At 62.0% G+C, this 26,189-nt stretch carries 22 protein-coding genes; 11 read left to right on the forward strand and 11 right to left on the reverse strand.

Annotated features, from left to right (window positions below; genetic code table 11):
• Window positions 1–51: 51 nt before the first annotated feature.
• Window positions 52–1,095: an alpha/beta fold hydrolase gene (locus tag REH34_RS03770; protein ID WP_311970818.1), complete on the forward strand. Its 1,044-nt coding sequence runs from the start codon at window positions 52–54 to the stop codon at window positions 1,093–1,095.
• 368 nt (window positions 1,096–1,463) lie between these two features.
• Here the strand turns inward: REH34_RS03770 and REH34_RS03775 are convergent, their stop codons facing one another.
• The 5 genes from REH34_RS03775 to REH34_RS03795 all read right to left on the reverse strand — a co-directional run bounded on the left by REH34_RS03775 (window position 1,464) and on the right by REH34_RS03795 (window position 7,431).
• Entirely contained in the window at window positions 1,464–2,363 is a 900-nt protein-coding gene (locus REH34_RS03775) for a phytanoyl-CoA dioxygenase family protein (protein WP_311970819.1), read from the reverse strand.
• Window positions 2,364–2,533: 170 nt separating this feature from the next.
• Window positions 2,534–3,838 carry an alginate export family protein gene (locus REH34_RS03780; RefSeq protein ID WP_311970820.1) on the reverse strand — a complete coding sequence of 435 codons (1,305 nt, stop codon included), beginning with the start codon at window positions 3,836–3,838 and terminating at the stop codon, window positions 2,534–2,536.
• Between the two features lie 132 nt (window positions 3,839–3,970).
• Complete coding sequence (locus tag REH34_RS03785) at window positions 3,971–4,999, reverse strand: AraC family transcriptional regulator (RefSeq protein WP_311970822.1); 1,029 nt, start codon at window positions 4,997–4,999, stop codon at window positions 3,971–3,973.
• A 108-nt stretch (window positions 5,000–5,107) separates the two neighbouring features.
• Window positions 5,108–5,749 carry a TetR/AcrR family transcriptional regulator gene (locus REH34_RS03790; RefSeq protein WP_311970823.1) on the reverse strand — a complete coding sequence of 214 codons (642 nt, stop codon included), beginning with the start codon at window positions 5,747–5,749 and terminating at the stop codon, window positions 5,108–5,110.
• 188 nt (window positions 5,750–5,937) lie between these two features.
• The gene (locus REH34_RS03795) at window positions 5,938–7,431 is read right to left on the reverse strand and encodes an APC family permease (RefSeq protein ID WP_311970824.1); all 1,494 of its coding nucleotides are present in this window, start codon (window positions 7,429–7,431) and stop codon (window positions 5,938–5,940) included.
• Between the two features lie 554 nt (window positions 7,432–7,985).
• On the opposite strand from REH34_RS03795, the gene REH34_RS03800 reads away from it, so the two are divergent.
• Window positions 7,986–9,092 carry an AraC family transcriptional regulator ligand-binding domain-containing protein gene (locus tag REH34_RS03800; RefSeq protein ID WP_311970825.1) on the forward strand — a complete coding sequence of 369 codons (1,107 nt, stop codon included), beginning with the start codon at window positions 7,986–7,988 and terminating at the stop codon, window positions 9,090–9,092.
• A 91-nt stretch (window positions 9,093–9,183) separates the two neighbouring features.
• On the opposite strand, the gene REH34_RS03805 is transcribed toward REH34_RS03800, so the two are convergent.
• The 3 genes from REH34_RS03805 to REH34_RS03815 all read right to left on the reverse strand — a co-directional run bounded on the left by REH34_RS03805 (window position 9,184) and on the right by REH34_RS03815 (window position 12,075).
• A complete protein-coding gene (locus REH34_RS03805) occupies window positions 9,184–10,659 on the reverse strand; it encodes a cytosine permease (protein WP_311970826.1) in 1,476 nt (491 codons plus the stop codon).
• A gap of 150 nt (window positions 10,660–10,809) precedes the next feature.
• Entirely contained in the window at window positions 10,810–11,034 is a 225-nt protein-coding gene (locus REH34_RS03810) for a hypothetical protein (protein ID WP_311970827.1), read from the reverse strand.
• A gap of 165 nt (window positions 11,035–11,199) precedes the next feature.
• Window positions 11,200–12,075 (reverse strand): NAD(P)-binding domain-containing protein, encoded by an 876-nt coding sequence (locus REH34_RS03815; protein ID WP_311970828.1) that lies wholly within the window; start codon window positions 12,073–12,075, stop codon window positions 11,200–11,202.
• Between the two features lie 302 nt (window positions 12,076–12,377).
• Between REH34_RS03815 and REH34_RS03820 the strand changes: the two genes are divergently transcribed.
• From REH34_RS03820 to REH34_RS03855, 8 genes are all read left to right on the forward strand, one after another.
• Window positions 12,378–13,364, forward strand: a complete 987-nt coding sequence (locus REH34_RS03820; RefSeq protein WP_311970829.1) for an aminotransferase class IV — start codon at window positions 12,378–12,380, stop codon at window positions 13,362–13,364.
• A gap of 61 nt (window positions 13,365–13,425) precedes the next feature.
• The gene (locus REH34_RS03825; RefSeq protein ID WP_311970830.1) at window positions 13,426–14,304 is read left to right on the forward strand and encodes an NAD(P)-binding domain-containing protein; all 879 of its coding nucleotides are present in this window, start codon (window positions 13,426–13,428) and stop codon (window positions 14,302–14,304) included.
• 28 nt (window positions 14,305–14,332) lie between these two features.
• Window positions 14,333–14,896 carry an NAD(P)-binding domain-containing protein gene (locus REH34_RS03830; protein ID WP_311970831.1) on the forward strand — a complete coding sequence of 188 codons (564 nt, stop codon included), beginning with the start codon at window positions 14,333–14,335 and terminating at the stop codon, window positions 14,894–14,896.
• Window positions 14,897–15,428: 532 nt separating this feature from the next.
• On the forward strand, window positions 15,429–16,574 hold the full coding sequence (locus REH34_RS03835; RefSeq protein WP_311970832.1) for an AraC family transcriptional regulator: 1,146 nt from the start codon (window positions 15,429–15,431) through the stop codon (window positions 16,572–16,574).
• Between the two features lie 55 nt (window positions 16,575–16,629).
• Entirely contained in the window at window positions 16,630–17,430 is an 801-nt protein-coding gene (locus REH34_RS03840; protein WP_311970833.1) for an SDR family oxidoreductase, read from the forward strand.
• 47 nt (window positions 17,431–17,477) lie between these two features.
• On the forward strand, window positions 17,478–18,641 hold the full coding sequence (locus REH34_RS03845) for an iron-containing alcohol dehydrogenase (RefSeq protein ID WP_311970834.1): 1,164 nt from the start codon (window positions 17,478–17,480) through the stop codon (window positions 18,639–18,641).
• Between the two features lie 48 nt (window positions 18,642–18,689).
• Window positions 18,690–20,171 (forward strand): NAD(P)/FAD-dependent oxidoreductase, encoded by a 1,482-nt coding sequence (locus REH34_RS03850; RefSeq protein ID WP_311970835.1) that lies wholly within the window; start codon window positions 18,690–18,692, stop codon window positions 20,169–20,171.
• Entirely contained in the window at window positions 20,168–21,142 is a 975-nt protein-coding gene (locus REH34_RS03855) for an alpha/beta hydrolase (protein ID WP_311970836.1), read from the forward strand. The genes REH34_RS03850 and REH34_RS03855 overlap by 4 nt, the downstream gene beginning before the upstream one ends.
• 44 nt (window positions 21,143–21,186) lie before the next feature.
• Here the strand turns inward: REH34_RS03855 and REH34_RS03860 are convergent, their stop codons facing one another.
• Window positions 21,187–22,584, reverse strand: coding sequence for an APC family permease (locus REH34_RS03860; protein ID WP_311970837.1), 1,398 nt, complete (start codon window positions 22,582–22,584; stop codon window positions 21,187–21,189).
• A gap of 246 nt (window positions 22,585–22,830) precedes the next feature.
• On the opposite strand from REH34_RS03860, the gene REH34_RS03865 reads away from it, so the two are divergent.
• Entirely contained in the window at window positions 22,831–23,628 is a 798-nt protein-coding gene (locus REH34_RS03865; protein ID WP_311970838.1) for a glucose 1-dehydrogenase, read from the forward strand.
• 77 nt (window positions 23,629–23,705) lie between these two features.
• Here REH34_RS03865 and REH34_RS03870 read toward each other — a convergent pair whose 3' ends face one another.
• Window positions 23,706–25,040, reverse strand: a complete 1,335-nt coding sequence (locus tag REH34_RS03870; protein WP_311970839.1) for an aspartate aminotransferase family protein — start codon at window positions 25,038–25,040, stop codon at window positions 23,706–23,708.
• Between the two features lie 63 nt (window positions 25,041–25,103).
• Entirely contained in the window at window positions 25,104–25,997 is an 894-nt protein-coding gene (locus REH34_RS03875; protein WP_311970840.1) for an alpha/beta hydrolase, read from the reverse strand.
• Window positions 25,998–26,189 lie beyond the last annotated feature (192 nt).

Here is a 26,189-nt window from a genome sequence, read left to right on the forward strand (position 1 = left end):
TCGGCAGGCCGGCCAACAGGTCGGCCTATGCCCGGACTCGCAGGTGAATCCATGACCTCGCACGCCTATTACAATCAGCAAAACCACGGCCCCTATGAGCTCGTGGATGTCGGCGCTTTACCACTGATATCAGGTGAGACCCTGCATCAATGTCGATTGGCCGTGGCCACTTTCGGCCAGCTCAACGCCGCCAGGAACAACGCCATCCTGATCCCCACCTGGTACTCGGGAACCAGCAGGATCATTGCCGATGTATTCATCGGTGCCGGGCGCGCTATCGACCCGGGCACGTACTTCATCATCATCGTCAACCAGATCGGCAATGGCCTCTCCAGCTCGCCGCACAACACCCAGGGCCCCCAAGCCCGCGGCCACTTCCCGAAGATCGCCATCGCCGATGACGTCAGCGCGCAGTACCGGTTGGTGACCGAGCATTTCGGCGTGCAGCAGTTAGCGCTAGTGATGGGCGGTTCCATGGGCGCTCAGCAAGCCTACGAATGGGCGGCGCGCTATCCGTCGATGGTGCAGCGCCTGGCAACCATCGCCGGCACTGCCCGCACGAGCCCGATCAATCAGGTGATCAGCGACGCGATCATCCATGGCTTACGCGCCGACCCGCAGTTCAAGGGCGGCGAGTATGCCGACTCCACCAACGTCAGCGAGGGCCTGAAACAGCACGCGCGGCTAATGACACTGCATGGCTTGAGCCCGGAATTCTTCGAGAGCGGGCACTACACATCCTTGCGTTTCGCCAGCGTCGGCGAGTTTGTCGAGGGCTTCATGACGCCCTACTTCGAGACCATGGACCCCAACGCGTTGATCACCCAGCTGGAGAAATGGCGCGGCGCGGATGTCAGCCATATCACGGGGGGCGACCTGCGGGCTGCTCTGGGGCGAATCACTGCCAGGACCTGCGTGCTACCGATCACTCAGGACCAGTTTTTCCCGCCGTCGGTATGTGAGGCCGAAGCACGATTGATCTCGGACGCGACCTGCAAATCCATCGACAGCCCGTTCGGGCACTTGGCGTTGTTCGGCGCCGATGCCAACTGGTTGAGATTGCTGGATATGGAGCTCAAGGCCCTGTTGCGCTGAGCAACGTCGATCAGCCTGAGCCCGCAATGCAGAACATGAATGTGTTTTGGACGTTGCGCCAGTTTTATTGGCCGCCGTGCACCTGTGCCCGCAGGGCTGTGGCCGTAAAATAGCCTCCGTCGATTACGTCGATGCCAGCAGATGCCGCGCCTTACCAACGCTCCACTCATCTGCCTGGCTCACCTGGCTTTGCCCTTGGTACAGGTGATTTCTCAAGGCGTCCTAGTGACGCCTTTTTTTATGGGCGAGAATTTTCCCGGGGACGGGGTCGGCCACGGTGACTGGGAAATCCCACCCAAGCAAACACATCCACCAAACCAGAAAAAGGCAGCCCGCGGACTGCCTTCGGTGAACCTGGAACTTAGAACTCAGTGCATCCCACCCACCAGCCCTAAAGAACGCAAAACATCCTCGGATTGCAAGTGAGTATGCGGGCTGACCATCTTGCCACCCTGCTCGACCCAGCCCATGAAATTTTCGCCAGCATCCCAGCCCAGCAACCGCTGCACCTCTTCGGGCAAGCCCTTGAGAATGTCGAACGGCACTGACAGGTATTGGTTCTCTTCCTGGCGCACGCAGCCCAGATCGATGCCCATGGTCAGGCCCTGGCGCGCCTGGTCGCTGCTGTTGGTACCACCGCCATGGTAAGTGGAACCGATGAACAGCAGGGCCGAACCCACCGCCATCTCCGCGTCCACGGTTTCTTCAGGCTCGGGACGGCGCTCGTCATCCCACTTGTGGCTACCCGGAATGACCTTGGTGGCACCGGTCTTTTCGCTGAACTCGGTCATCGCCAACATGATCTGCAGGCGCGCCTCACGGCCATATTGCGGGTGGCGCCAGAGGAAACTGGTGTCGTCACGATGCAACGGCTGTTTGCCCTGGCCCGGATGAATCTCGATGGCCTGGGTCATGCCGATCTGGATCTGCGGCGTGATGGTGGTGCGCTCGTGACCGAACCACACCGACACCGGCTTTTGCAGTATCTGCCGCGCTGCGCCCAGATACAGAGGGTGCATCACCACATCGACCATCCGCGGGGCACGTGCGAACAACCGGCTAGCGCGACGCGTCGAGGTGCCGACGAAGAAGTTTTCGTGGCCGAAGGTGGAAGTGTCCAGGGCCGCGTCGATCTGCTGCTTGAGCTCCTGGAATGCCGTACCGGTCAGGAAATCGGCAATGATGACACCGCCATCGCGCTCGATGATTTCAACTACCTGCTCCACGGACGCATTGCCTGGCAGAGTGACGAGGGAAGCCTTGGACATGATGGATTCCTTGCGGATAGGTTAATCGTGCGGCGCCTGGCGACGCGCACTGAATGAGTTCGTTGCCGCAAATATAGGGTGGCGCCCACAGGCGTGACAGGTTGGCGCCAGACATTAACAGGTGAATAAAGGCCACACGGACATCGCGCCCGCGTGGTGGTCGACACGGATCAGAAGGTCCAGGTGATCAAGGTCTCGAACAGGTTGGAGCGGGCGTTGTTACCGAACGCCTGCTTGGCGCCATCCCCCGGCGTGGCCAGGCCATACACGGCACTCAGGGTGACGGCGGGAGTGATCGTCCAGTTGGCGTACAAGTCGATTTCCTTGGCAAAGTCGCGGCTGGTAATGCCGTCCGGTTTCTTGTCGAACTGGAATTTGTAGCCCATCAGGCCGACGGTCAGGTCCTGGCGCGGCGCCACGGCCAACTTGAGCATGTCGATATCGACGTTATTGTTGAACAGCATGTACTCGCCGACGATTTCACCTTGGTACCAGTCGCCGTATTGGCCTCCGTAACCGTAGGTCAATGGGTCGTAATCATCGCTGTACTGAGTGCGGCGATAGGTCAGGGTCGGGGTCCAAGGCAAATCAGTGAACGCGTAGCTGGCCTGCGCATACCAGCCTTGGCCGGACTTGCGGGCATCGCCGCCTTTTTCCCAGACGTATTCACCGGCCAGCCCCAGCTGTGGCACCGCGCTGAACGGCGTGCCCTTGGCGCGGACATCGTACACGTTCAGGCCATCGCGCGCGGCGTTGTCGGCGTCCACAGTGTGCAGGTAGGTGGCACCCAGCGTGCCCAAGGTGTCGCGCCACTCCAGGTTCGCGCCGCGCATGCGCAGGTGCTCGTGGTAGTCGAAGTAGTCAGTGTTGGCGTTAGCGCGCAGGTCGAACAGGTCGGCGTGCACCTTGCCGGTGTTGAGCTGGGCTATCAGCGTGTTGCTGAATGCCGTACGCGGCCCGATCCAGGCAGCGCCGTCCTTGCCCTGGTCGGCATGGCCGTCGCCCACCAGAAAGCCGTCGCCGACCATGAAGGTCTGCTTGCCAGCGCTCAAGGTGATCGCGTCCTTGCCCAGGCCAGAGAACACGTCACCGCTTTTCCAGCCGACAAAGGCCGTTTCCAGGCTGGCGCGCTCCGGATCATCATGGGTCAGGCCAGCGGCATCGCTGCCACCGCGGGTCATGGCGCCAATTGCCGAGACACCGCCGAAGAAGGTGCCATAAGCCGTTTGCGGGCCGGTGATCTTGAAGCCCGGAAGCGCGAAGCCTTCAAAGCGGCTGGAGGTACGATCCACCGGCAAGCCGATGTAGCTGGTGCGCCCGCCAAAGGCCTGATGCTTGTCGTAGAGATACGCCGCGCCCAAGGTGACGCTGGGCTCGACCAGCACATCACCGATCTGGAAACTGTCGAGCGCGAAACTCGAACTCGCGTACAGCGCCCCCACCCCGGCCGCGATAAAACCTGCTGCAAACTTCATGACTGCTCTCCCCATTAGCGTGATCGAAACCGCGACCGATGCTGATCGCTTGGCACCGATTGTCGGGGCTGGAGGCAGAGGGCTGAAGGCGCAAACAGGTCAAAAAAGGGGATCGTCGAAGACACCGCCCACTCAGTCCTTGCCCTGCAAGCGATACTGCGACGGCGTGCATCCGCTCCAGCGCTGGAACGCCCGGCGAAACGCCGCCGCCTCGCTGAAACCGAGGTTTTCGGCGATCCGTGCTACCGGCATCTGCCGCGACAGCAACTCCTGCGCGCGCTGGTAACGGGCTTCGCAGAGCAGCTCGTTAAAGCTGGTACCGGCCGCGCGCAAGTGACGTTGCAGCGTCTTGCTGGAACAGGCCATGGAAGTGGCGACATTGCTCAATGACGGCGAGGTATCGAAACCGGCGCAGATGGCCGATCGGACGCTGGCAAGAAAATCCCGCGGGCTTTCCAGATGAGTCTTGAGTACCGAACAATGCGCCTTCATCTCGTTATGCGCCGTCGCGTTGGCGCACGGCAAAGGCTGATCGAGCCATGCGGCATCGAACGACAGGCTGGTGGGCCGGGCAACGTCGAAGGTCACTGGGCAATCGAAATACCGCCGGTAAGGCGTGCACTCGGGCGCGCTGGCAAAGCCGATATTGATCGCCGTCAACGGCAATGGCTGGTAGAGCAGATCGGCCATCACGCTCTGCAGCGCGGTCAGCGAAAACTCGATGGCCAGCCAGCGCAATTCGTCCTCGATATCGAAGGTCGCATCGACATTGAGCCAGGCAGTGCCCTGCTCCTGCACCAGGCGCAGCTCGAAGCCGGTGCCCAGCGGCAAGGGGTATTCGAAAAACAGCTCGAGGGCCGAGCGCAGGTCGCGGCTCGACAACAGGGTGAAGCCGAATACACCATAAGCGGCCAGGCGGCAGCGGTGACCCAGTTCCAGGCCAAGATGCTGGGCCTGGGTCAGGCGCTGGGCGTTGCGCAGGATCACGCATTCCTGCTCCACCGAAATCAGCTTGTCGCCGGCGCGCAAATCATCGGCAACCAGCTCGGTGCCCTGCAGCAGACGCTCGGTCGCATGCCCCGACTCAGCGACGAAGGCATTGACCAAAGCAATGAAGTGCAAGGTTGCCAGGCGATCGATGTAGTGGTGAGAGGTAGCCATGGTGCACACCCGGGAGTTCGATTCGACCCTGAGCATAAAGCCTGGGCCGGCGGTTCCAACAGGTGAGCAGTGACCTAAAAACGGGGAGTGATGGCCGACCGAATCAGGTCAACCGGCACGAATCATCGTCAGCCATACGGCTACGGTGGTATCGACGGTTTCTTGCCAATTCTGCGACAGGGCGTTGGTGTGCTTGTGGTAGAACAGCAGCCCTTCGATTTGCGAAGCGATCAGCACCGCGAAGATATCCGCCCGGGCAGCGGTCAGTTGCGGATTCACCTCTTGGATCAACTGTGCCATGACTCGGCAGAACGTCTCGTAGATGACGCGCAGGTGTTCGCCGACGGCTTGATCGTGCTCGGCCAGCGCCCAGCTCTGGAAGGAAAACGAAGCGATCCACGGATCACGGGCGGCTTCCATGTCCTGCTCGATCACGTCGACCAGACGTTCTTCAGCAGTGCGCGCGGTGTCGCTGGCGATGGCGACGAACTGCGTGACGAAGACTTCGATCTTGGCGCGGATCATCGACAGCAGCAGATTCTCCGTGGTGCCGCAGTAATGCTGGAGGTTGCTCAGGCTGATGCCCATCTCGCTGGCGACGCGACGCGCGGAAAACTGCGCATAGCCATCGCGCACGAAGATCATGGCCGCGGTATCGATGATGTCCTCGATACGCTGCACGCGTTTCTTCTCGCGGGGGCTGGCAGTGCGCTCGAACAGCGACTCGGCGCGTGAAGCTTCACTCAACATTGACATACTCCAAAGCAGAAGCCGGTGACACAGAATGCCTGCCGCAGAGCGGGTGGCGCAAGCCTGCGGCTGATGGGTGTAGTGCCGGTTCACCGCCCAGATTGCTTGAAGTGTACTGAACCAGGCAAACCAAGGTCAACCGACCTATTAATCCAGGCGATTGACCTTGGTGTCGGGCAGTCCAGGCTCTACAGGTCCTGGCGACCGATACGACGGTAGCAATCAGGCTTCGCTGCTCGCAGGTACAGCGCCAGCAACATGCCGACGACCGGTACTGCCCAGATAGCCAGTTGCAGCAGCTGCGCTCCTTCCCCGGTAATGCCTACAAGGGTTTCGAAGTTGACGATGGCCAAATAGAACACGTAGCCCAGGCCCAGCGCCGCCAGCACTGGCGCGACGAAGGTGCGCAGCGCCGAGACCTTGACCGGGGGCTTGTTGCGCAGGAAGTACACGGCGATCGCCACACTGGTGATCAGCATCATGACCAGGTAGCCATAAGCGCCGACTCCCGACTGATGTGCATAGAGCGTGGCCGGATCGGCACCGTTGAAGATGAACGGTACTTCCAGCAAGGCAACGATGATGGTTGCCACCAGCGAGCCCATGTACGGCGATTTGTTGCGCGGGTGCACCTTGGCCAGGACCTTGGGCAGCGCACCGTCCATGCCCAGCGAGTAGAGGTAGCGCGACATGATGTTCTGCATGCACAGCAGGCCGGCGAAGATCGAGGTCACCACCAGCACCGCCGCGAGGTTGACACCGAACTGGCCGACATATTTGCCCATGGCATCCGGAAACATGCCGACGGTGTTGTTGGTAGCCACTTCCGTTGCATTGGTCACACCATAGGCCGTCACCATCACCCAGGCCGATGCCGCGAAGAACAAGCCGATCAACGCCACTACCAGACCCGTGGCCCATGGAATGGTACGCTCCGGATTCTTGGTTTCTTCACGGAACACCGCCGTGGCCTCGAAGCCGTTGAAGCACAGCACGGCAAACAGCATGGCCAGACCGAACTGGCCACCGGTCAGCGCGTGCCAGGTGAACGGCTCCATGGAACGCCCTTCCGGCCCGCCATTGATCAACACCGCGAGGTCGAACACCGAGATCACTACCAGCTCGATGACCATGGCGACCACCAGCAGGTGCGACGATACCTCGAGTTTCAGATAACCGCAGTAGCCGACGATCGCCCAGATAACGATGGCGTACCAGTACCACTCGATCACCGGCCCGCCCAAGGTACTCGCCACCAGGGTCGAGGCCGAGATACCGAAGAAGGTGTAGGTACAGGCCGACATCATCAAGTAAGTGAATACCGCCAGAAACGCCGACCCCAGCCCTGCCACGCGGCCCAGGCCAGCGGTGATGTAGGCGTAGTACGCCCCCGGATTGGGCAGGAAGCGGCTCATGGCAGTGAAGCCGGCCGCGAAGATACCCACCAGCACCAGCCCGGACAGGTACACCGCCGGGGCGCCAATGCCGCCGAACATGACGATGATGGAAATGTAGCCGGCCACGGTCACCAGCGGCGCCGCGAAGGCCAGCACCGCGCCCATCAAGCGGAACAGCCCCATGTCGCCTTCCAGGCCGCCATTGACCAGCTCGACCGCACGATGGCCATCCAGCGGCGCACCGGCACCGGGGGTGAACACCTGGCTGATGTTTTCAGTGGCCATCCTCGGCACACCGTCTGGGTGGAGATTGGAGAGATTGTTTGTCGTACTCACCGGATAGCCCTTCTGTTGACCCTGAGAGGTGGTTGGGGGCGCGACGCAAGCGTCGGCTCCCGCTGCAGCTGATGACTCGGCCCCGCAACCGGGACCTCGTGGGAGCTAAAAGTAGGGCTCGGCGCGTTAGCCAAACAGGTGCCGAAGGGTCATTTTGGGGGATCGATCAGCCTGCCCTGCAATCCGTTGCGCTGAGCTTATCGCTGAGCGAGCGGTGCCGAAACCGCTGCGGATGGACGGACATGTCTATCCGCGACCTGCACGACCTGCGGGCGATGAAAAAGTTGACTTAGGTCAATCGACCATGTCTTATAGGTCGCACGACCTTATCAGCACAAGATCAGGCGTAGCGACACCGACCGACCTACCGCATTGCCCTTGCGCCACATCGATGATCCCCGGCCTGCCAAGACCGCGTTACCTGCAATGTTCCACCCCGCAGCGCTATTGCGTGCTGCCCTGGAACGACTTGGCTAGCCGATGAGGGCCGTACAATGGTGTCAGTGCAAGCATCACCCATCACTCCCGAAGACCGGGTGTTCTCGACCGTCGAATTGCAAGCGCTGCTGGCCAGCCATAGCGACGGGCCTGGCGCCCTGACCGAGTTGCTGGCACACAACGGCCTGCCGATCGATGCACTCCAGGCCCCCCTCACACGCCTGTCCCTGAGCCAATGGCTGGGCACCCTCACCGGCTGCTGCCACGCCAGCAAGGATCCGCTGCTGGCTCTGCGGGTCGGCCAACAGATGCACCTGACCGCCTATGGCATGCTCGGTTTTACCCTGCTCAGTAGCGCGTCGCTGCGCGAAGCCCTGGATATCGCCAATCAGTTCGGGTTGCTGGCCAACCTCAAGCATCAATTGCATCTGGAGGTGGATGGCGACGTCGCCCACCTGCACCTGCGCGAGAACTTCGCCTTGCTGGGCAGCGAGAGATACTTCTCCACCCTGCTCGAAAGCGCGAAGATCCTCACCCTGCTCGGCGACATGCTCGGCCATGGCTTCAAGGCCCAGGCGCTACGTCTGAACCTCAACCCCGAGCCGGCCGGTGCCCAGGGCATCTCCCAGGCCCTGGGCGTGCCGGTGCAGGTCAACTGCCTGGACAACTGCATCAGCTTCAGCAGCCACTATGTCGACCAACCGCTGCCCCAGTCCCACGCCATGACCCACCAATCGTGCAAGGCGCTGTGCAGCGCGCAACTGCATGAACTCAGCCAGCGCTACGACCTCTGCTACCAGATCCAGAAAATGCTCCTGGCCTCGCCCAGCCATATCCCGCCGCTGCCCGAAGTCGCCTCGCGCCTGCACCTGTCGCCACGCACCCTGCGGCGCAAACTCGAAACCGTGGGCAGCTCCTACAACCAGATCCTTGAAGACGTGCGCAAGAAACTCGCCATCCGCTACCTGCTCGACACGCCACTGACCACCGAGGCGATTTCCGAGAAGCTCAGCTACAGCGACGCCGCCAACTTTCGCCACGCCTTCAAGCGCTGGACCGGCACCGCACCGCGCGCCTTCCGTTCGCAGAACCGCGAGATCGACTGGAGCATGCCGCCAGCCTTCACCCTGCCCGGCGCCAATACCACCGCGCGGGCCCACGCCCGCGCCTGATCAAGCCCGCAAGCGCCGCGAACGTGGCGCACAAACAATCCAGGCGTTCATATGAACGCCTGGATTGTTTGCAGTGCTGAGCAACGGCAGATTACAGCCCTACCCGCACCTTCTTCTCGGCCAACTGCTTGACGTTGCGATAGCCGCCGCGATAGCTCGTGGCAATCACCAGCCGCATCAGCACGTAGTACGCCGCGATGCAGATCACCAGCGTCGGAATCGACGCCCCCACATACCGAAAGCTCGGCCCGACCTGCAGCGACAACGGATCGAACAGCATCAAGTAGACCACCACGCCCAGCACGATGATGAGCATCGCCACCCAGTTGACCCCACCCCAGAACCAGTAAGCGCTCTGTTTGTCTTTGACGAAAAGATGCGCCGGCAACACCACCTGACGCCGCAATAACACGTAATCGGTAAGCATCACGGCAGCGATACCGATGAACATCGCACTGTTGTAGGCCAGCCAGTTCATCACATGAGCGATCAGCCATTGAGTATTGAACGCGACCACCAGCCCTGGCAGCAGCAAGATGGCGACGATCAGATCCCAGCGCATCTTGGCGAAGAAGCGAACCTGCTGCACCGACACGCCGGCAAAATAGAAGAAGCTGAGCAAAGTGCCCAGGTTGGCCAGCAGCAACAAGGAGACGATGACCGTGCCCAGGCCGTTACCAGCGGTCTTGACCACCCACTCGGCAGGCTCGGTGGAACCGGTAGCGATGGCCGCCAGCGCACCGACCGCAGAGGTAAACCCGGCACCAATGACACCAGCGCCAACCAGCGAGGGGGTGATCAGATGCTTGCGCTTGTGGATCAGCCGCGCGATGCCACCGAAGAACGGCACACTGGTCAACGCATTGGATGCGCCGAACTCGACGCCATAGGCCAGCTGCAACAGCGGATCGGTGGCATAGGCCTGTTTGGGATCGACATTGGTGTTCAACAAAGTGCCGAGGCTGACATCACGGGTGATCAGATACAGCAACACGCAAGCGATGATCAGAATCGCGGGAGAAGTGAAGCGCGTCAGCAAGGCGATCATCGCCGGGCCTTTCTTCAGCAACACCCAGACTAACAACAGCATCGCCACCGAAACCGCAGCAACGAAGCCGTTGTCGATCTGGCCACCGGGGTTGAACAGGATCTGCTGCAGTCGACCGGCAGCCTGCCCGGTCATGGCGATCAAGACAAAAGACCAGCCCAGGGTGGTGACCAGGATCAACGCCAGCAGCAGCGACGAACCGCGGGTGCCCATGGAGCTTTTGGACGCGTCCACCGGATCGACGCCGAGGCGATAGCTGATCAGTCCTGAGGCGAGGTACACCGGCGCCAGGCCGACGATCAAACCGATCAGATAGCCAAGGATGCCGATGCGGGTATTGCCGATATAGGCAATGGAGGCGCCGAACAGGTAGTTGAAACTGGCCGCGCCGATAGCGACGCAGGCTGCTACCAGGGTACCAAAGCCCTTGTACAGCCGATCGTCCCCCTGAATCGGCAGGCGCCCTGCCAACGCCTCGCGCGCGGTGACTGTGCTCACCTGTGTCTGCGAATGACTCATGTACTTCCCCATCACGAACGTTAATAGAAACTCGGCCCATCTTCAGCGCTGGAACAGCGCGACCAGTGGGTCATTCAATGATTGCATTGCCGCGCGCCAGGACGCCGTCCAGCGTGAAGTCCGGAACGATGACGATGACGTGATGGACCATCAGAGGGAGAAGCCCACCAGCGCCCACAGCGCGATGCCGACGATGAACCAGCCGGCGGCCGTGGCGAGGATCGAACCCGTGGGTTGACGGGTCTCGTCCAAAGCGTTTGCAGGTGAATCCAGCGCGACCAGGCTTTTCACCAGATCGAGGTCGAGATCGCCGATGGATTCTTCTATCAAGAACGAATGATCGCCCAGTAGATGAAAGCTGGATGCGTCACGCATAAGGTGCTCCTGAAACTGATAAAGGCAGGGTTCCGAGGCAAATCATTATTGTTCTGGCCGACCGCGGCACACGTCTCTCTGAATGCACCGCTGTCGTGGGCCGATTATGCCCGTGCCGAGGATGGCCAACAGGTGCATAACGGCCATCTTGCTCAACGTCCAGAGTCAGCGCGGCCGAAAGGCCTCATAGGCAGCCGGCAATTCGTCCGCTTCATGACCCTTGCTCGCCGCTTGGTCCACATAGCCTGAAAACAGCTTCAGCAGGCTGTGCTCGACACCCGCATTCTGCGCCCGGTCGACCAGTGACTGCACACCCAGGGAGTGAACATGGATCGAGGCTTCGTTGCCGGTATAGTCCTGGCGGTCAATGGCATCGATAGTGCGCTTCCAGGCGCTTTCGATCACCGGCTTGAACGCTTGCAGGGCGGTGGCGAAATCCTTGATGTCGAGGCGCTCGGCCTGGAGCATCGCCGCGCTTTGCATCAAGGCGAAGGTATTGCCGTAATACATGGTCAGCAAGGTACCGTCGAGCACGTTGGCCGAGCCGGGGTTTTCGCCGACATAGGTCATGCGCCCGCCCAGCAGCAGCATTTCTGGCTCACAGCTTTCCCATGCCGCCCTGGGCCCCGAGACCAGCAACATGCACTCAGGCGTGCCGACCTTGGTGGGGTAATCCATGATCGCGCCGTCCAGATAATTCAGGCCGATTTCGGCTGCCCATTGGGCACCTGCCTGGGCCTGCCTGGCGTCGCCGGTGGTGAACTGCACCAGGGTCTTGCCCTTGAGCAAGGGCGCGATGTCGTCCTGCAGGAACAGGTCGTTGGTGCTGGCGTAATCGGACAGACACACGATGATCAGCTCACTGGCCTTGAGCGCTTCAACGAAGCTGGCTTGGGCCTTGGCGCCTAGCACCACCAGGGAGGCAGCCTTGGCGATCGAACGATTCCACACCGTGACTTGCAGGCCCGCATCGATAAAGGGCGGCACCAGCGCCGCCCCCATTTGCCCAAGCCCGATGAACGTCACGTTCGAATGTTTCATGGCGAATTTCCTTTCAGGTGGTGTGCATTGAAGTGCTGTGCCTGGACGCCAGCGCGTCGGCCAGCCAAGACTTTAGGCATCCCCCTGCCCATACAAAAGGTGATTTGCGGCCAAGAACATGACCCTGGCGGGACACCTGCTCGATCCCCACCGTCACCGCCAAACTGGCCGCGTTGCCTTGCTAACTTGGCCCCTGCTCACCTGTTGGCTTGCGCCATCGCGCACCTAACATAGCCCCTGACCAGCGGCCCGGGCGCAGCGCCACAGGGCTCGATTTCATCCATTTAAAGAGAGAGCGAGCAATGACCATCATCAAAGCAGACCACATCATGTTGAACGACCCGGCGCACGTCCGGTTGGCGCACGATCCCAAGTACGGTCACGGTTCGGCTTTCATCCACGGCACTTACGTGGACATCGATAACGCCGGCATCCCGATGTCGGACCTGGGCTTTACGCAGGCCGACGCCTGCTACGACGTGGTCAGCGTCAGCAAGGGTTATCTGTTTCGCCTCGAAGATCACCTGGAGCGATTCGAAAGCGCCTGCCGCAAGTTCCAGCTGACCAACCCCTACAGCAAGGCCGAGACCGTCGAGATCCTCGAGAACCTGATCAAGCAGGCCGGTACCAAGGAAGCCTACGTGTGGTGGGCCGTGACCCGCGGCTTCATGCCCGATGGCAACGACCGCATCAATCCGGCGGCCTATGAAAACCGCTTCTATGCCTTCGTGGTGCCTTACGTGTTCATCTCCGACGACGAACAGCGTGCTCGCGGCATCGATGTCATGGTCAGCAAGCTGTTCATCCGTATTCCACCGAAAGCGGTCGATCCTACCGCCAAGAACTTCCACTGGATGGACCTCAAACTGTCGTTGTTCGAAGCCCAAGCGGCGCAAAAAGAATGGTCGATCCTGTGCGACGCTGACGGCTACTTGACCGAAGCGCCCGGCTCGAACATTTTTTTCATCAAGGACGGGGCGCTCTACACCCCCGATTCCGGCTGCCTGGAAGGCATCACCCGCAAGACCACCCTCGAACTGGCCAAGGAGCTGGGCTTGCCGCTGCATGTGGAGCGCGTGCACGTCGAGCAACTGCTCAACGCCGACGAGGCCTTCCTGACTTCCACCGCCGGCGGCGTGATGCCGATCAACAGCGTCGACGACCGCGTACTGGGCGGCAAGGCTGGCCCTGGCGAACTGACCACGCAACTGCACAACCTGTACTGGACCAAGCGCTGGGACGGCTGGTTGGGTACCGCGGTTGACTACGATACCCCAGCGAAGGTTTGAACCGAGCCACCGTCCAGCGGTGGCCTCAAGGCCGCCGCCACTCACTCGCAGAGGTATGTCCATGTCCCTACCAACTCCTTCCGTCAGCGTTCTGGGCCTCGGTGCCATGGGCGGCGTGCTCGCCCAGACGCTGCTGAAGTCAGGCTGTGCAGTCACTGTATGGAACCGCAGCGCAGAACGAGCGGCCCCGCTGGTACAAGCGGGTGCGACCCTGGCGGTAGATGTGCAATCGGCACTGCAGGCCAGCGACCTGATCGTCATTTGCATGATCGACAAGGCGGCCTCCGAAACCGTGCTGTCGAGCCTCGGACCGACCTTCGATCTGGGTGGCAAGACCCTGGTCAACATGAGCACCGGTACCGTCGCCGACGTCGAGCGCCTGGCGCGCTGGGCCGACGAGCACAACGCGCGATACCTGGATGGCGGCATCCTCTGCTACCCCAAGGACATCGGCGCAGCCAAGACCGCGATTCTTTATTCCGGCCATCCGCAAGCCTGGGAAGAGCATCAGCAGACCCTGAAGATTCTGGCCGGCAATCCCCGCTACCTGGGCGCTGACCCGAAAGCCTGTACCCCAACCTACCTGGCGCTTTACGCCTTCTATTTCGGTGCCTTCGCCGCCTGGCTCGAAGGCACGGTGCTGGCATCGTCCGCCGGCGTTGCGGTGGGTGACTTCAAGCACCTGTCGTCGATCATGACCGACATGCTGGTAGACGGTATCGACACCGCCGCCGACCGCATCACCGCTGGCGAATACGGCGGCGAACAAGCCTCGGTGGATGTTCACGTCGCCGGCCAGGAAGTGGTCCTCGATGCCTTGGTGAGCGCCAAGGTGCCCCACGCCAGCACCGATGCCTACCTGAGTTACTGCCGCATGGCTCAGGCCGCCGGCATGGGTGACCAGGATATCGCCGCCGTCTACAAAGCCATGCAACCCTGAACGACGTCCAACCAGAGAGCGATTCATCATGACCACTGTAGCCCGCCCGCTTCACCCTCAGCGCGTCGCCATCATCGGCCTCGACCCCTTCGGCAGCAACATTGCCCGCACGCTGGCGCAGCAGGGCTTCGCAGTGGCCGGGTTGGACCCTCTGCGCAACAACCTGGTAGCGCCGTGCGAAGGCTTTACCTTGCTGCGCAACCTCGAACAGGCGGTCGACAGCAGCGATATCGTGATCACCTGCTTCCCCGACCAACTGCTGATGAGCGCGCGGCTGTGCAGTCCGCAAACCACTTTCGGCCTGCACGGCAAGGCGCTGATCAGCTTCAACACCGCCCAGACACGCCCGGCCTCCTCGGCGCGCTCCATGGGCGAGTGGGCCCGCAGCGAGCACATCGACTATCTGGAAATCAGCCTCAATGGTCAGGCCGAAAGCATCGGTCAAAGCGACTGCGAATTGGTGTGCGCCGGCCCGCGACGCGTGTATGAGCGTCTCAAGCCGTTGTGCCTCAGCCTCGGTGCCTCACTGACCTATCTGGGCAGCGATTGTGGCGCGACATTGGAACACCAGCCATCCCGGGCGGTGTGCTGATCTGCGATCCGTCTTCGCCGCCGGGGTTGCGCGTGCGGCGGCGCAGCTTTTGCCCCCCTCACGACACCTCGAACACCCCCTCCCCGATGTAGTTTTTTTAAACAATTCGCTCATCCGTCACTTGACCTAGGTCATATGACCGTATTTAATCGGTCACACGACCTAGTTGATCGCCATGCGCTCCCCAAGGTCCTGCGTGCAAGCGCAATCCCTACCTGATAGACCAACAAAAACAGGGTTCCGCATGCCGGACCCGAAAGGTCAGGAGATAAAAATGAGGTCAAAGACCCGTTGTGAAAGCGCTGCCCGGCAGCGTGAAGAAACACCCTTTTTTGCTGTATTCAATCTATCCGCCCGTATCGGCGCGGCATCTCACATCGATGCCTTGCTCGTACCCGGAGTTCCCCGGCCTGCCCAAGCCAATGCGTCGAATCTGGAATGCGTTTCTCCAGGTTGAATTCGATGCGGATATCTCCTTTCGATTGCGCCTCGCTGCGCGATCCAGTTGCGTGATTATCGCTGTGAGGGCTGCATGATGGGACTGATCGACACCACACCTGTAACCTGCGACGACAAGATTTTCTCCACTGCGGAAATCCTCGCCGCCATGAATGTCAGCGGCTGTGACGAGCAACAGCTCGGCCTGTGCCTCGCGGCCGGGGGCCTGACCCTCGCGCAACTGCACAACCCCCAGGGCAGAATTTCGCTCAATCAGCATGCGCTGATCCATACCGCCTTGAATCGCAGCTGCAACAATCCGCTGCTGGGCCTGGAAGTGGGCAAACGTCTGCACCTCACCTCCTACGGCATCGTCGGCTTCGCCCTGCTCAGCAGCGCCACCCTGCGTGAAGCCCTGACCGTCGCGGCACAGTTCGGGCTGCTGATGAACTTCAAACTCGGCCTGCACATCAATGACGATGACGACAGCGCCCGCCTGGAGCTCAGCGATCAGTACGGCCTGAACGACAACCAGGAGGGCTTCTGGTATTACCTGGAAATCTCCAAGCTCATCACCCTGCTACAGGACCTCCTCGGCCTGAGTTTCATGTGCGAAGGCATCGACCTGGCCATCGACGCTCCGGCAGAGGAACAGGCCCGCGTGGGCGAAAGCCTGGGGATCGACGTGCGCTTCAACTGCCCGCGCACCGCCATCCGCTTTGCCGGGCACTGGCTCGACGCGAAGCTGGCCCAGGCCAACGGCATCACCCATGCCAGCTGCAAAGCGACTTGCCAGGCGCAACTGCGTGAAGTCATCCAGAAGTACGACCTCAGCTATCAAGTGCAGAATTTGCTGCTCGGCTCGGGCCACTGCATCGCCTCGCTGTCGGATATCGCCGATCGCCTGCACCTGTCGCCGCGCACCCTGCGCCGACGCCTGGATGCGTTGGGCACTTCGTACAACGCCCTGCTAGTGGAAGTGCGCAAGAAGCTGGCGATTCGTTATCTGCTCAACACGCCGATGACCACCGAGGCCATCTCCGAACAGCTGAACTACAGCGACGCAGCCAACTTCCGCCACGCCTTCAAGCGCTGGACCGGGCGCTCGCCGCGCGAGTACCGGGTGCTCAACAACGGCGGCAAATACGCCTTGCGCTTCGGCCATGGCAAGAGCACCGGCGGCCAGCCACTGCACTCGCTGGGCGCACGGGCCGAGCAGAGCATGGCGGCGGCCGGCTGAAGTGTGTGGGCTGCGCAGCCCCTCTCACGCATCACTCCCTACAAGGAACACATCGATGGACATGAAACTGGCAGGCAAAGTCGTGGTGATCACGGGCGCGAGCACCGGTCTGGGCCGCGGCATCGCCCTCAAGCTCGCCGAAGAAGGCGCCCACCTGGTGATCGGCGATATCAGCGAAGCCAGCAACCCCAAGGGCTTTGACGAACAGCCTGAACTGACCACCAGCCAACTGATCGGCCAGCGCGGCGGCCAGGCCCTTTTTCAACAGTGCGACGTGACCCGCCGCGATGACCTGACCCATCTGGTGCAAGCCGCGACCGAGCGGTTTGGCCGCATCGACGTGATGATCAACAACGCCGGCGTCTACCGTGACGGCAAACTGATTCATGAATTCAGCGAGGAAGAACTCGACCTGTGCCTGAACGTCAACGTCAAAGGCACCTTCTTTGGCGCCCAGGCGGCAGTGACCGCGTTCCTCGCTCAGGGAGGGGGCGGCAACATCATCAATCTGGTGTCCACCGCCGGATTGGGCGGCCATCCCTGGCAGTCGGTGTACAACATCTCCAAGGCGGCCCAGGCCAACATGACCCGCTGCCTGGCCATCGAATACGGCCATCAGGGCATCCGCGTCAACGGTATCTGCCCGACCTATGCCAAGACCGCCCTCACCCGCGCCCTGATGGAGCAGCCGGGCTACGTCGATGATTTTGCTGAAACCATCCCGCTCAAGCGCTGGGGCGAAATCGATGACGTCGCCGACCTGGCGGTGTTCCTGGCCTCGGATCGCTCCAGCTATATTCATGGCGACCTGATACGCATCGATGGCGGCGAGACCTTGTCGCGTTATTCGGTGTAACGCACACGCCGGTCATCACCTCTTCTGTCTGCAATGGAACCGAGCCCATGAGTAGCTTCAAGCCGTTCACCTTCGACACTGTCGCCTCCATCGTCGCCGAGTGGGGCGCTGCACGGCGCTTCGGAGAAATCCTCGGGAGCTGGACCGAGTCGCGAAACCTGCTGATCGTCACCGACAAGTTTCTGCACACCAACGGCCTGCTGGATGCCGCCAAGGCCTCGCTGCAGCAGGCCGGCTTCACCCTGAGCATCTTCGACGACGTGGTCGCCGATCCGCCCGAGTCGGTGCTGCACGATTGCGTAGGCCAGGCGCGCGCCGCCAAGGTCGACCTGGTGCTGGGCCTGGGCGGCGGGTCATCCATGGACATCGCCAAGCTCGCCGCCGTGCTGATCCCTTCGAGTCAGCAGTTGGCCGACCTCTATGGCATCGGCAAGGTCAAGGGCAGCCGCTTGCCGCTGGTGCAGATCCCGACCACGGCGGGCACCGGTTCGGAGGTCACCAACATCACCATCCTGACCACCGGCGAAACCACCAAGATGGGGGTCGTGGCGCAGCAGTTGTACGCTGATAAAGTCATCCTCGATGCCGAGCTCACCGTCGGCCTGCCGCCGCTGATCACCGCTGCCACCGGCATCGACGCCATGGTGCACGCCATCGAGGCCTACACCAGCCGCCACCGCAAGAATCCGCTTTCCGACGCCCTCGCCCGTGAAGCGCTGCGACTACTGGCGAGCAACCTGGTGGCCGCCTGCGAAGACGGCAGCAATCGCCAGGCACGCGAAGCCATGCTGCTGGGCGCGACCCTGGCCGGCCAGGCCTTCGCCAACGCGCCGGTCGCCGCCGTGCATGCCTTGGCCTATCCTCTGGGCGGCCATTACCACATCCCCCACGGCCTCTCCAATGCGCTGATGCTGGGCCCGGTGTTGCGCTTCAACCTCAGCGCTGCCGCGCCGCTGTATGCCGAGCTGGCCGACGTGCTGCTGGGCCCCAGCGAGGCTACCGTCACTGACCGCGCGACAGGCTTCGTGGCATTCATGGATGACCTGATGAATCGCTCGGGCGCCCCGCGCCGCCTGCGCGACGTCAAGGTCACCGAGGACAGCCTGGCGCTGCTGGCCAGCGATGCCATGAAGCAGGAGCGCCTGCTGCAGAACAACCCCGTGGAGCTGCGCGAAGCCGATGCGCTGGCGCTCTACCAGGCCGCCTTCTAATCCAGGCGCGTCGCCTTCTTCCAGCGTCTAAAAACAAGGACAAAGCTCATGTTGAACGCAGCACAATCGAACTACGACATCGTTATCCTGGGTGCCGGCTTCGGCGGCCTGGGCATGGCCGCCCAGCTGAAAATGCAGGGCATCGACAACTTCATCGTGCTCGAGCGCGGCAATCGCATCGGCGGCGTGTGGCGCGACAACGCTTACCCCGGCGCCGCCTGCGACACCGAATCACACCTGTACTGCTACAGCTTCTTCCCGCACCTGCGGGTCAGCAAGATGTACGCCGACCGCAACGAGCTGTTGCGCTACATGGACGCCCTGGCCGCCCATTACGAGGTGCTGCCCCACGTGCGGCTCGACAGCGAGCTGACCGAGGCGCGCTGGGATGAGGACGCTCAGCGCTGGGGCTTCACCCTGGCCGACGGCTCGCACCTGCAAGGGCGCTTCTTCGTCCCCGCCTGGGGCCAGCTGAACAAGCCGGCGATTCCCGCCTTCAAGGGCCTGGACAGCTTCGCCGGGCAGTACTTCCACTCCGCACAATGGCCGGCCGATGCGCAACTGGCCGACAAGAAAGTCGCCAGCATCGGCGCCGCCGCCAGCGCCGTGCAGTACGTGCCGGAAGTCGCCAAGGAGGCGGCGCAGCTGACGGTGTTCCAGCGCAGCGCCAACTGGATCATGCCGCGCAACCAGATCGTCTTCAGCCAGGAACAGCTTGACGCCTACAGTGCCAGACCCGAGCTGTTCCACGAAAGCCGCCGTGACCTGCACGCGTTTCGCGAGAACGGTTTTGCCCGCACCCGCCACGGCACCGACGCGCAGCAGGAAGGCATCAAGATGGCCAGCGGTCACCTTGCCGCCCAGGTGCCGGACGCCGATCTGCGCGCCAAGCTGACTCCCGACTACGAGTTCGCCTGCAAGCGTATCCTGCGCTCCGACGATTATTACCCGGCGCTGATGCGCAGCAACGTCAGCCTCGAGACCACTGCTGTGGATCACTTCGTGCCCGAGGGCATCGTCGACAAGAACGGCACCTTGCATGAATTCGACGTGGTGATCTTCGGCACCGGCTTCGAGAGTCAGGCCTTCCAGGGCGACCTGCAGGTAATCGGCCGCAACGGCCAGACCCTGCACCAGCGCTGGCAGGACGGTGCCGAAGCTTACCTGGGCATGACGGTGCCGGGCTTCCCTAACCTGTTCATGATCTATGGCCCGAACACCAACCTGAACCACAACTCGATCATCACCATGCTGGAAATCCAGCAGCGCTACATCATCCAGGCCGTGCAGCGCCTTGAAACACCAGCGCTGGACGTCACCGAAGAAGCCTTCAGCGCCTACAATGACGCGCTGCAGACCAACATGCAGTCCTCGGCGTTCTCCTCCGACTGCTCCAGCTGGTACAAGAATGCCGCCGGCAAGGTGATCAACAACTGGTCAGGCACCGTGGATGAATACCGCGCCCTGGCCACCGACTGGCGCGCGAGCGACTACCATCTGTTGGGTATCCACAACGAGGTCGTCTCATGAGTCAACGCATAGCACTGGAACAGGTCGCCGCCGATGCGGTGGACCTGGTCCGCGCGTTTCGCGACAACGGCGAGGTATCCTTCACGGACGTGCCCCTGGCGGATGCCCGCGCCAACTACCTCAAGGCCTGCGCCGCCAATGGCCTGGCCTCGGAAGCAGTCGCCAAGGTCGATACTCTGGCGTATCCAGTCGCCCAGGGCAGCGCCGCCCTGCGCCTGTATCGCCCGGCGGGCAGCGCTGCCGACGCACTGACCCCTTGGGTGTTGTTCATCCATGGCGGCGGCTGGGTGATCGGCAACCTCGACAGCCACGACAGCCTCTGCCGCCGCCTGGCCAACCAGTCCGGGGCCAGTGTGGTGGCGGTGGATTATCGCCTGGCGCCGGAACATCCCTTTCCGGTGCCGCTGGACGATTGCCTGGCGGCGCTGCGGTTCGTGCGTGACAACGCCAGCGCCCTGCGACTGGATCTGGAGAACGCCGTGGTGGCCGGCGACAGCGCCGGCGGCAACATGGCCACGGTATTGGCCAATCACCCGGCGTATCAGGTCGAGGGGGTCGCCTTCAAGGCGCAGGTGCTGTTCTATCCAGTCACTGACCTGACCGCCAGCCTGGGGTCGTATCAACGGATCACCGAGGGTTTCTCGCTGACGGCCAAGTCTATGTACTGGTTCCGCGAGCAGTATGTGCCTGCGGGTCAGGACCTGAGCGACGCGCGGCTATCGCCGTTGCTGCATGCCGAAGGCCGCACGCAGCCGGATCTGTTCATCCTCACGGCGGGACATGATCCGCTGGCGGATGAGGGCATCGCCTATGCCGCGGCGGCGGCCAGCGCGGGTACGGCAGTGGTGCATCACCACCTGCCCCGCCATGCTCACGGGGTGATGACCAGCGCCGGCAAGATCGAAAGCGGACAACGGCTGCTGGCCGAGGCGGCAGGGTTTATCGCTGCGTGCACCCAGGTTTCGCGCTGACGTTGACGGCGCCTTCGCCGCCTCAGGTACCTCAACGATCAGGACTACGCTACCTGCGCTTTGCCCGCCGCCATCGAACCGGCCAACCCCAGCACCGGCGCCAGCACAAACACCAGCGGCAGATGATTGACCCACCACTGATCACTGCCCGTCATCACCGCATAGTTGTCGATCATCAGCAGGAAGGCCACCAGCATGCTCAGCCCACCCAGCAACGGCGCGACCGCTGTGCTCCATAGCGGCTCGCCAAGACGCTCGCGCTGAAAATAGCGAAACACCGCAAAGCTGGTCAGACACTGCAACAACACGATACCCAGCACGCCCATGCCGAACAGCGCCACGCCCATCTGCAGATACGGGTGCTGACCCGCGGCGACAAAGGCCAGGGTCACGCCAGCCACCAGTGCCAGCTGCACCACCGTGCCGTTGAACGGCGAATGATATTTGGGATGAGTCTTGCCCATCCAGGCCGGCAGGATGCCGCTGCGCGCCAGCGAAAAGTGATAACGCGCTGCGCTCATGTGCAAGGCCAGGAAGCCGGCGAACAGGCTGGTGATCACCAGCACCTGCATGACTTGCGTTGCCAGGGTGCCAACGTATTGCGTGTTGATGATGAACAGGAATGACGCAGGATCCGCGGCCGCCGTTGCCTTGGCTTGCTCGACACCCACCGCAGAGACCATTGCCCAGGTGGTAGTCAGATAGAACACCGCGATCAGCGCAATGGCGATATAGGTCGCGCGCGACACTGTACGCCGGGCATCGCGGGCCTCCTCGCCGTAGATCACCGTCGCCTCGAAACCGATGAACGAGCCCAGCCCGAGAATCAGGCTCAGGCCGGCACCGCTGCCCAGCACCAGCGAGGGATTGAACACCTCCAGCGAGAAACCGTGAAAGCCTTTGTCCCAGAGCACCGCCAGGTCGAAGGCGAACAGGCTGATCACCTCCAGCAACAGGGCGATGGCCAGCACCTTGGCGCTTGCACCGACATCCAGGTACCCCAGTACCAGGGTCGCAGCCAGCCATAACACGCCGAACCACTGCCAGCCGATGTCGACGCCGGTCAGGTCCTTGAGCACCAGGCTGCTGAAGAACGACAGGCTGCCGAAGGTGCCGATGGTGATCGCGTTGTAGGTCATCACCGCCAGCCATGCAGCGATGCGCCCTGCCCGCTCGCCGAAGCCGGCGCTGATATACGCATAAAACGCTCCGGCATTGGTGATGCGCTGGCTCATCTTCAGATAGCCCACGGCGAACACCGAAAAGATCAACGCCGCGACAATGTAGGTACCCGGTGTGCCGGCGCCTGTGCCCAAGGCGATGGACAGCGTGGTCAGCGACACCACGATGCCCATGGGCGCGACCGCGGCCAGCACCAGCAGCACCAGATCCTTGGTGTCCAGGGTGTCGCGTTTAAGTGAATGGTCTGCGGGATGGGACATGGTTTCAGGGCCTCGAAACAGAACGGAACTGCCTCAAGGCTAACGCCGCCGGGCCTCTGCTCAACAGGTTGCCAGCGGCCAACTTCACTTCGCCCGACGACCTTTTCGGTATTTCCGATAGCGTCTACGCGCTGTCCGTTTCGCACCTGTTAACGCCCGCGGCAGCTTTTTAGACTTCTGGGCGAGATACCTGGCACGAGGGCATTTCCCTCTGCTCAACCCCTGCTTGCCGATGGAGGCGACTCAATGCGATTCAACAATAAAATAGCCATTGTCACAGGTTCCAGTTCCGGCAATGGCCGCGCTATCGCCTTGGCGCTGGCGGCTGAAGGCGCGCGCCTGGTGTGCTCTGACCTCAAGAGCAGCGCACGTCCGGAAGGTTTCGAGAGCGATCTGCACATCGATACCGACCAACTGATCCGTGACAACGGCGGCGAAGCCATCTTCGTCAAGGCCGACGTCTCTCGCTACGCTGACATGGAAGGGCTCGTAGCGGCCGCCGTCGAGCGCTTCGGGCGCCTGGACATCATGATCAACAACGCCGGCGTAGCGGTGGAACTCAAGACCATCGTCGAAGAGACCGAAGCCGATTACGACCTGACCATGAACGTCAACACCAAAGGCACCTGGCTGGGCTGCAAGTTCGCGATCACGCAGATGATGAAGCAGGACGTCAGCGATACCGGCACCCGCGGCAAGATCGTCAATATCTCTTCGATCGGCGGCCTGGTGGGTCTGGCCCAGGAAGCGTCCTATTGCGCGTCCAAGGGTGCGGTCAACAACCTGACCCGGCAACTGGCGGTGGACTTCGCTGCGCACAAGATCAACGTCAATGCCGTGTGCCCGGGCTTTCTCGCCACGGCCATGGTGCGCCAGGAGCTGGACGATCCCGAGATCAAGACCCTGCTCGAAAACCTCACGCCCTGGCCGCGTATCGGCAACGTTCAGGACGTCGCCAAGGCGGTGACCTTCCTCGCCAGCGAAGACGCCCAGTGGATGACCGGTTCACTGCTGACGGTAGATGGCGCCTATACCGCGCAGTAAATCGCTGAAGAGCAAAAGCTTCGCATAAAAAAGCGGCGCTACCGTATGGCAGCGCCGCTTCTTTCATTGCCGAACCCTCAGCCCTCGGCTGCTTCCTTGACCGCTTGACGCGCCGCACGCTCGGTCGCGGCGATAAAGCCATCGACGTCCGCTTCGGTCATCACCGTCGACAGGAACGCCTTGCCGGTCTTGGCGATGTGATAACCCTCGAGCACCAGGTTGCGCTGCAACCGTGTCACCCACTTTGACTCTTCCTTGCTGGAATAGCCACTGCGGTAATCGGTGATTTCACGCTGATGACCGAACACCATGAACATCGACGAGAAGCCCGTCACCTGCCCCGGGAAGCCGGCCTTGGCGAACGCCTCGGTGACGCCTGCACGCAGGCGATCACCCAGCACGTCCAGGCGATCGGACTCGGACTGGGTGTACAGGTCGAGGCAGATCTTGCCGGCCGTCATGGTGATCGGGTTGGCAGTGAACGTGCCGCTCCAGGGCAGCAACGGTTTACCCTCGCGGTGATCGAACACCTGCATGAATTTACGCAAACCGGCCACGGCGCCCACCGGGAAGCCACCACCGATGATCTTCGCCAGCACGGTGAGGTCCGGCTTGATGTTGAAGCGCGTCTGCGCGCCGCCACGGTGGACGCGGAAGGTAATGACCTCATCGAGAATGAACACCGCACCGATCTCGGTCGCTACGCGGCGGATCATCTGGATGAATGCCTGGCTTACCGGGACGAAACCGAAGTAGCTCGGCGCCGGATCGATCAGGATCGCGGCGATGGCGTCGCGGTTGGCGAGGATGATGCGCTCGGCGGCTTCGACGTCGTTGAACGGGATCACCACTACGTCGTTCTTGACGCCTTCGGGCACGCCCTTTGAATAACCGGTGGACTTGGGATCATCGCCCCAGTTCTCCGGCGACGAGTCGAGGCTCACTTCGGCATAGTCATACGAGCCGTGGTAGACGCCTTCGCATTTGACGATTTTCGAGCGCCCCGTCAACGCACGCGCAGCCTTGATCGCGCACATTACCGCTTCGGTACCGGAGTTGGAGAAGCGAATCCACTCGAAGCTTTCGGCGCGTTCGCAGACGGTTTCGGCCAAGGCGACTTCGGGCTCGGTGGGCAAGGTGAACGCCGTGCCCTTGGTGACCTGCTCCTGGATCGCCGCGACGATCGCCGGGTGGGCATGGCCGTGGATCAACGAAGCGAAGTTGTTGAGCAGGTCGAGCCGGCGGGTGCCGTCGACGTCAGTGACATAGGCCCCCGAGCCGCTGCCGGCATATACCGGGAACGGCTCCTGCCACGGCAGAATGCGGGTGATGCCGCCGGGCATGACCTTGATCGCGCGGTCGTAGAGGGCTTTGGATTGACTGTGGTTTTCGGGCCATTTTGCAGCGGACATAGTGGGGTTCCTTGAAGCTGTCACGAGTACAGCGGGCAGACCGGGGGTTTAAACGAACGAGGCTTACAGATGGCGCTTGAACCACTCGACGGCGGCGCCGCTCGAGGCCTTGAATTCACTCAGGTACGGATCGAAATGGCCACAGTTCAGCAGTACCAGATGCTTGGGTTGCAAGGCTGTCTCGTAAGCCTTGAGCGCAGCATCCGGCACGGTGACGGTGTCCTTGAGAGCGACGATAAGCTGCAGCGGCGTCGGGCTGATGCGATCGATGGCATAACCGGGTTCGTACTCGTTGAGCAGCTCGATGCTCTTGAGCGTCACCTCGTTGCGCCAGGCCGGAGCCACGGTGTCGCCGCTCTGAGTGAAGAAGTCGTAGCAGTCCTGACCGGACAAGGCGCAATCGGCTTTTGCATCCTCCGCCACTACCTCCATCAGCAGCGGCACCTCGCCGGCATAACGGGCGGCACGGTCGGCCTCGAAGGCTTCGATCAGGCCCGGCATCAAATCGGGGCGCACGGCCATGCGCACATCGGCCGAGCCACTGATGGCGGGCACCTGGGACGACACGCACTTGACCCGGCGATCGAACGCCGCTACTTGCAGCACATGGCCGCCGCTGTAGCTCGAGCCCCACACGCCAATACGCGCGGCGTCGATGTTATCGAGGCTGCTGACGTAGGTGATCGCGTCGCGGTAGTCGCGCACCTGCCATTGCGGGTCGGCCTCCTGACGCGGCAGGCCTTCACTGGCGCCGAAGTTGCGGTTGTCATAGACCAGCACCGCGAAACCGTTTTGTGCGAACACCTCGGCATAACGGTCCAGGTACTGTTCCTTGACCGCAGTAAAGCCGTGGGCCATGACAATCGCCGGGTGCTGGCCAGCCGCGCCAGCCGGCACATAGAGCCAACCTTTGAGGGTCAGGCCGTCGGTGGTCTTGAAGCTGATATCGCTACGCATGAGCATCTCCTGCAATGGGCGAACCGGGCGTCACGCCGGCCCTTTTTCAGCCGATGTTGCAGGCGTGCAGGCACTGCGGACAGGTTCGCGGTGGCCAAACTTCTGTGCGTGCCAGCCAATCGCAAAGCTGGCCGTCAAAGCGCAGATAAATGGCCTCCATCCACCTGTTTGAGGCCTGTCGCGGGTCCTACT

Origin of the sequence: Pseudomonas baltica, from assembly GCF_031880315.1 — a bacterium.
Classification (GTDB): Bacteria; Pseudomonadota; Gammaproteobacteria; order Pseudomonadales; family Pseudomonadaceae; genus Aquipseudomonas.

Coding starts and splice junctions, on each gene's coding strand:
- REH34_RS03845 (WP_311970834.1), top strand. CDS start 17,478: ATGAGTAGCTTCAAGCCGTTCACCTTCGACACTGTCGCCTCCATCGTC.
- REH34_RS03860 (WP_311970837.1), bottom strand. CDS start 22,584: ATGTCCCATCCCGCAGACCATTCACTTAAACGCGACACCCTGGACACC.
- REH34_RS03775 (WP_311970819.1), bottom strand. CDS start 2,363: ATGTCCAAGGCTTCCCTCGTCACTCTGCCAGGCAATGCGTCCGTGGAG.
- REH34_RS03790 (WP_311970823.1), bottom strand. CDS start 5,749: ATGTTGAGTGAAGCTTCACGCGCCGAGTCGCTGTTCGAGCGCACTGCC.
- REH34_RS03835 (WP_311970832.1), top strand. CDS start 15,429: ATGATGGGACTGATCGACACCACACCTGTAACCTGCGACGACAAGATT.
- REH34_RS03840 (WP_311970833.1), top strand. CDS start 16,630: ATGGACATGAAACTGGCAGGCAAAGTCGTGGTGATCACGGGCGCGAGC.
- REH34_RS03820 (WP_311970829.1), top strand. CDS start 12,378: ATGACCATCATCAAAGCAGACCACATCATGTTGAACGACCCGGCGCAC.
- REH34_RS03770 (WP_311970818.1), top strand. CDS start 52: ATGACCTCGCACGCCTATTACAATCAGCAAAACCACGGCCCCTATGAG.
- REH34_RS03785 (WP_311970822.1), bottom strand. CDS start 4,999: ATGGCTACCTCTCACCACTACATCGATCGCCTGGCAACCTTGCACTTC.
- REH34_RS03875 (WP_311970840.1), bottom strand. CDS start 25,997: ATGCGTAGCGATATCAGCTTCAAGACCACCGACGGCCTGACCCTCAAA.
- REH34_RS03855 (WP_311970836.1), top strand. CDS start 20,168: ATGAGTCAACGCATAGCACTGGAACAGGTCGCCGCCGATGCGGTGGAC.
- REH34_RS03825 (WP_311970830.1), top strand. CDS start 13,426: ATGTCCCTACCAACTCCTTCCGTCAGCGTTCTGGGCCTCGGTGCCATG.
- REH34_RS03795 (WP_311970824.1), bottom strand. CDS start 7,431: ATGGCCACTGAAAACATCAGCCAGGTGTTCACCCCCGGTGCCGGTGCG.
- REH34_RS03870 (WP_311970839.1), bottom strand. CDS start 25,040: ATGTCCGCTGCAAAATGGCCCGAAAACCACAGTCAATCCAAAGCCCTC.
- REH34_RS03805 (WP_311970826.1), bottom strand. CDS start 10,659: ATGAGTCATTCGCAGACACAGGTGAGCACAGTCACCGCGCGCGAGGCG.
- REH34_RS03815 (WP_311970828.1), bottom strand. CDS start 12,075: ATGAAACATTCGAACGTGACGTTCATCGGGCTTGGGCAAATGGGGGCG.
- REH34_RS03830 (WP_311970831.1), top strand. CDS start 14,333: ATGACCACTGTAGCCCGCCCGCTTCACCCTCAGCGCGTCGCCATCATC.
- REH34_RS03865 (WP_311970838.1), top strand. CDS start 22,831: ATGCGATTCAACAATAAAATAGCCATTGTCACAGGTTCCAGTTCCGGC.
- REH34_RS03850 (WP_311970835.1), top strand. CDS start 18,690: ATGTTGAACGCAGCACAATCGAACTACGACATCGTTATCCTGGGTGCC.
- REH34_RS03780 (WP_311970820.1), bottom strand. CDS start 3,838: ATGAAGTTTGCAGCAGGTTTTATCGCGGCCGGGGTGGGGGCGCTGTAC.
- REH34_RS03810 (WP_311970827.1), bottom strand. CDS start 11,034: ATGCGTGACGCATCCAGCTTTCATCTACTGGGCGATCATTCGTTCTTG.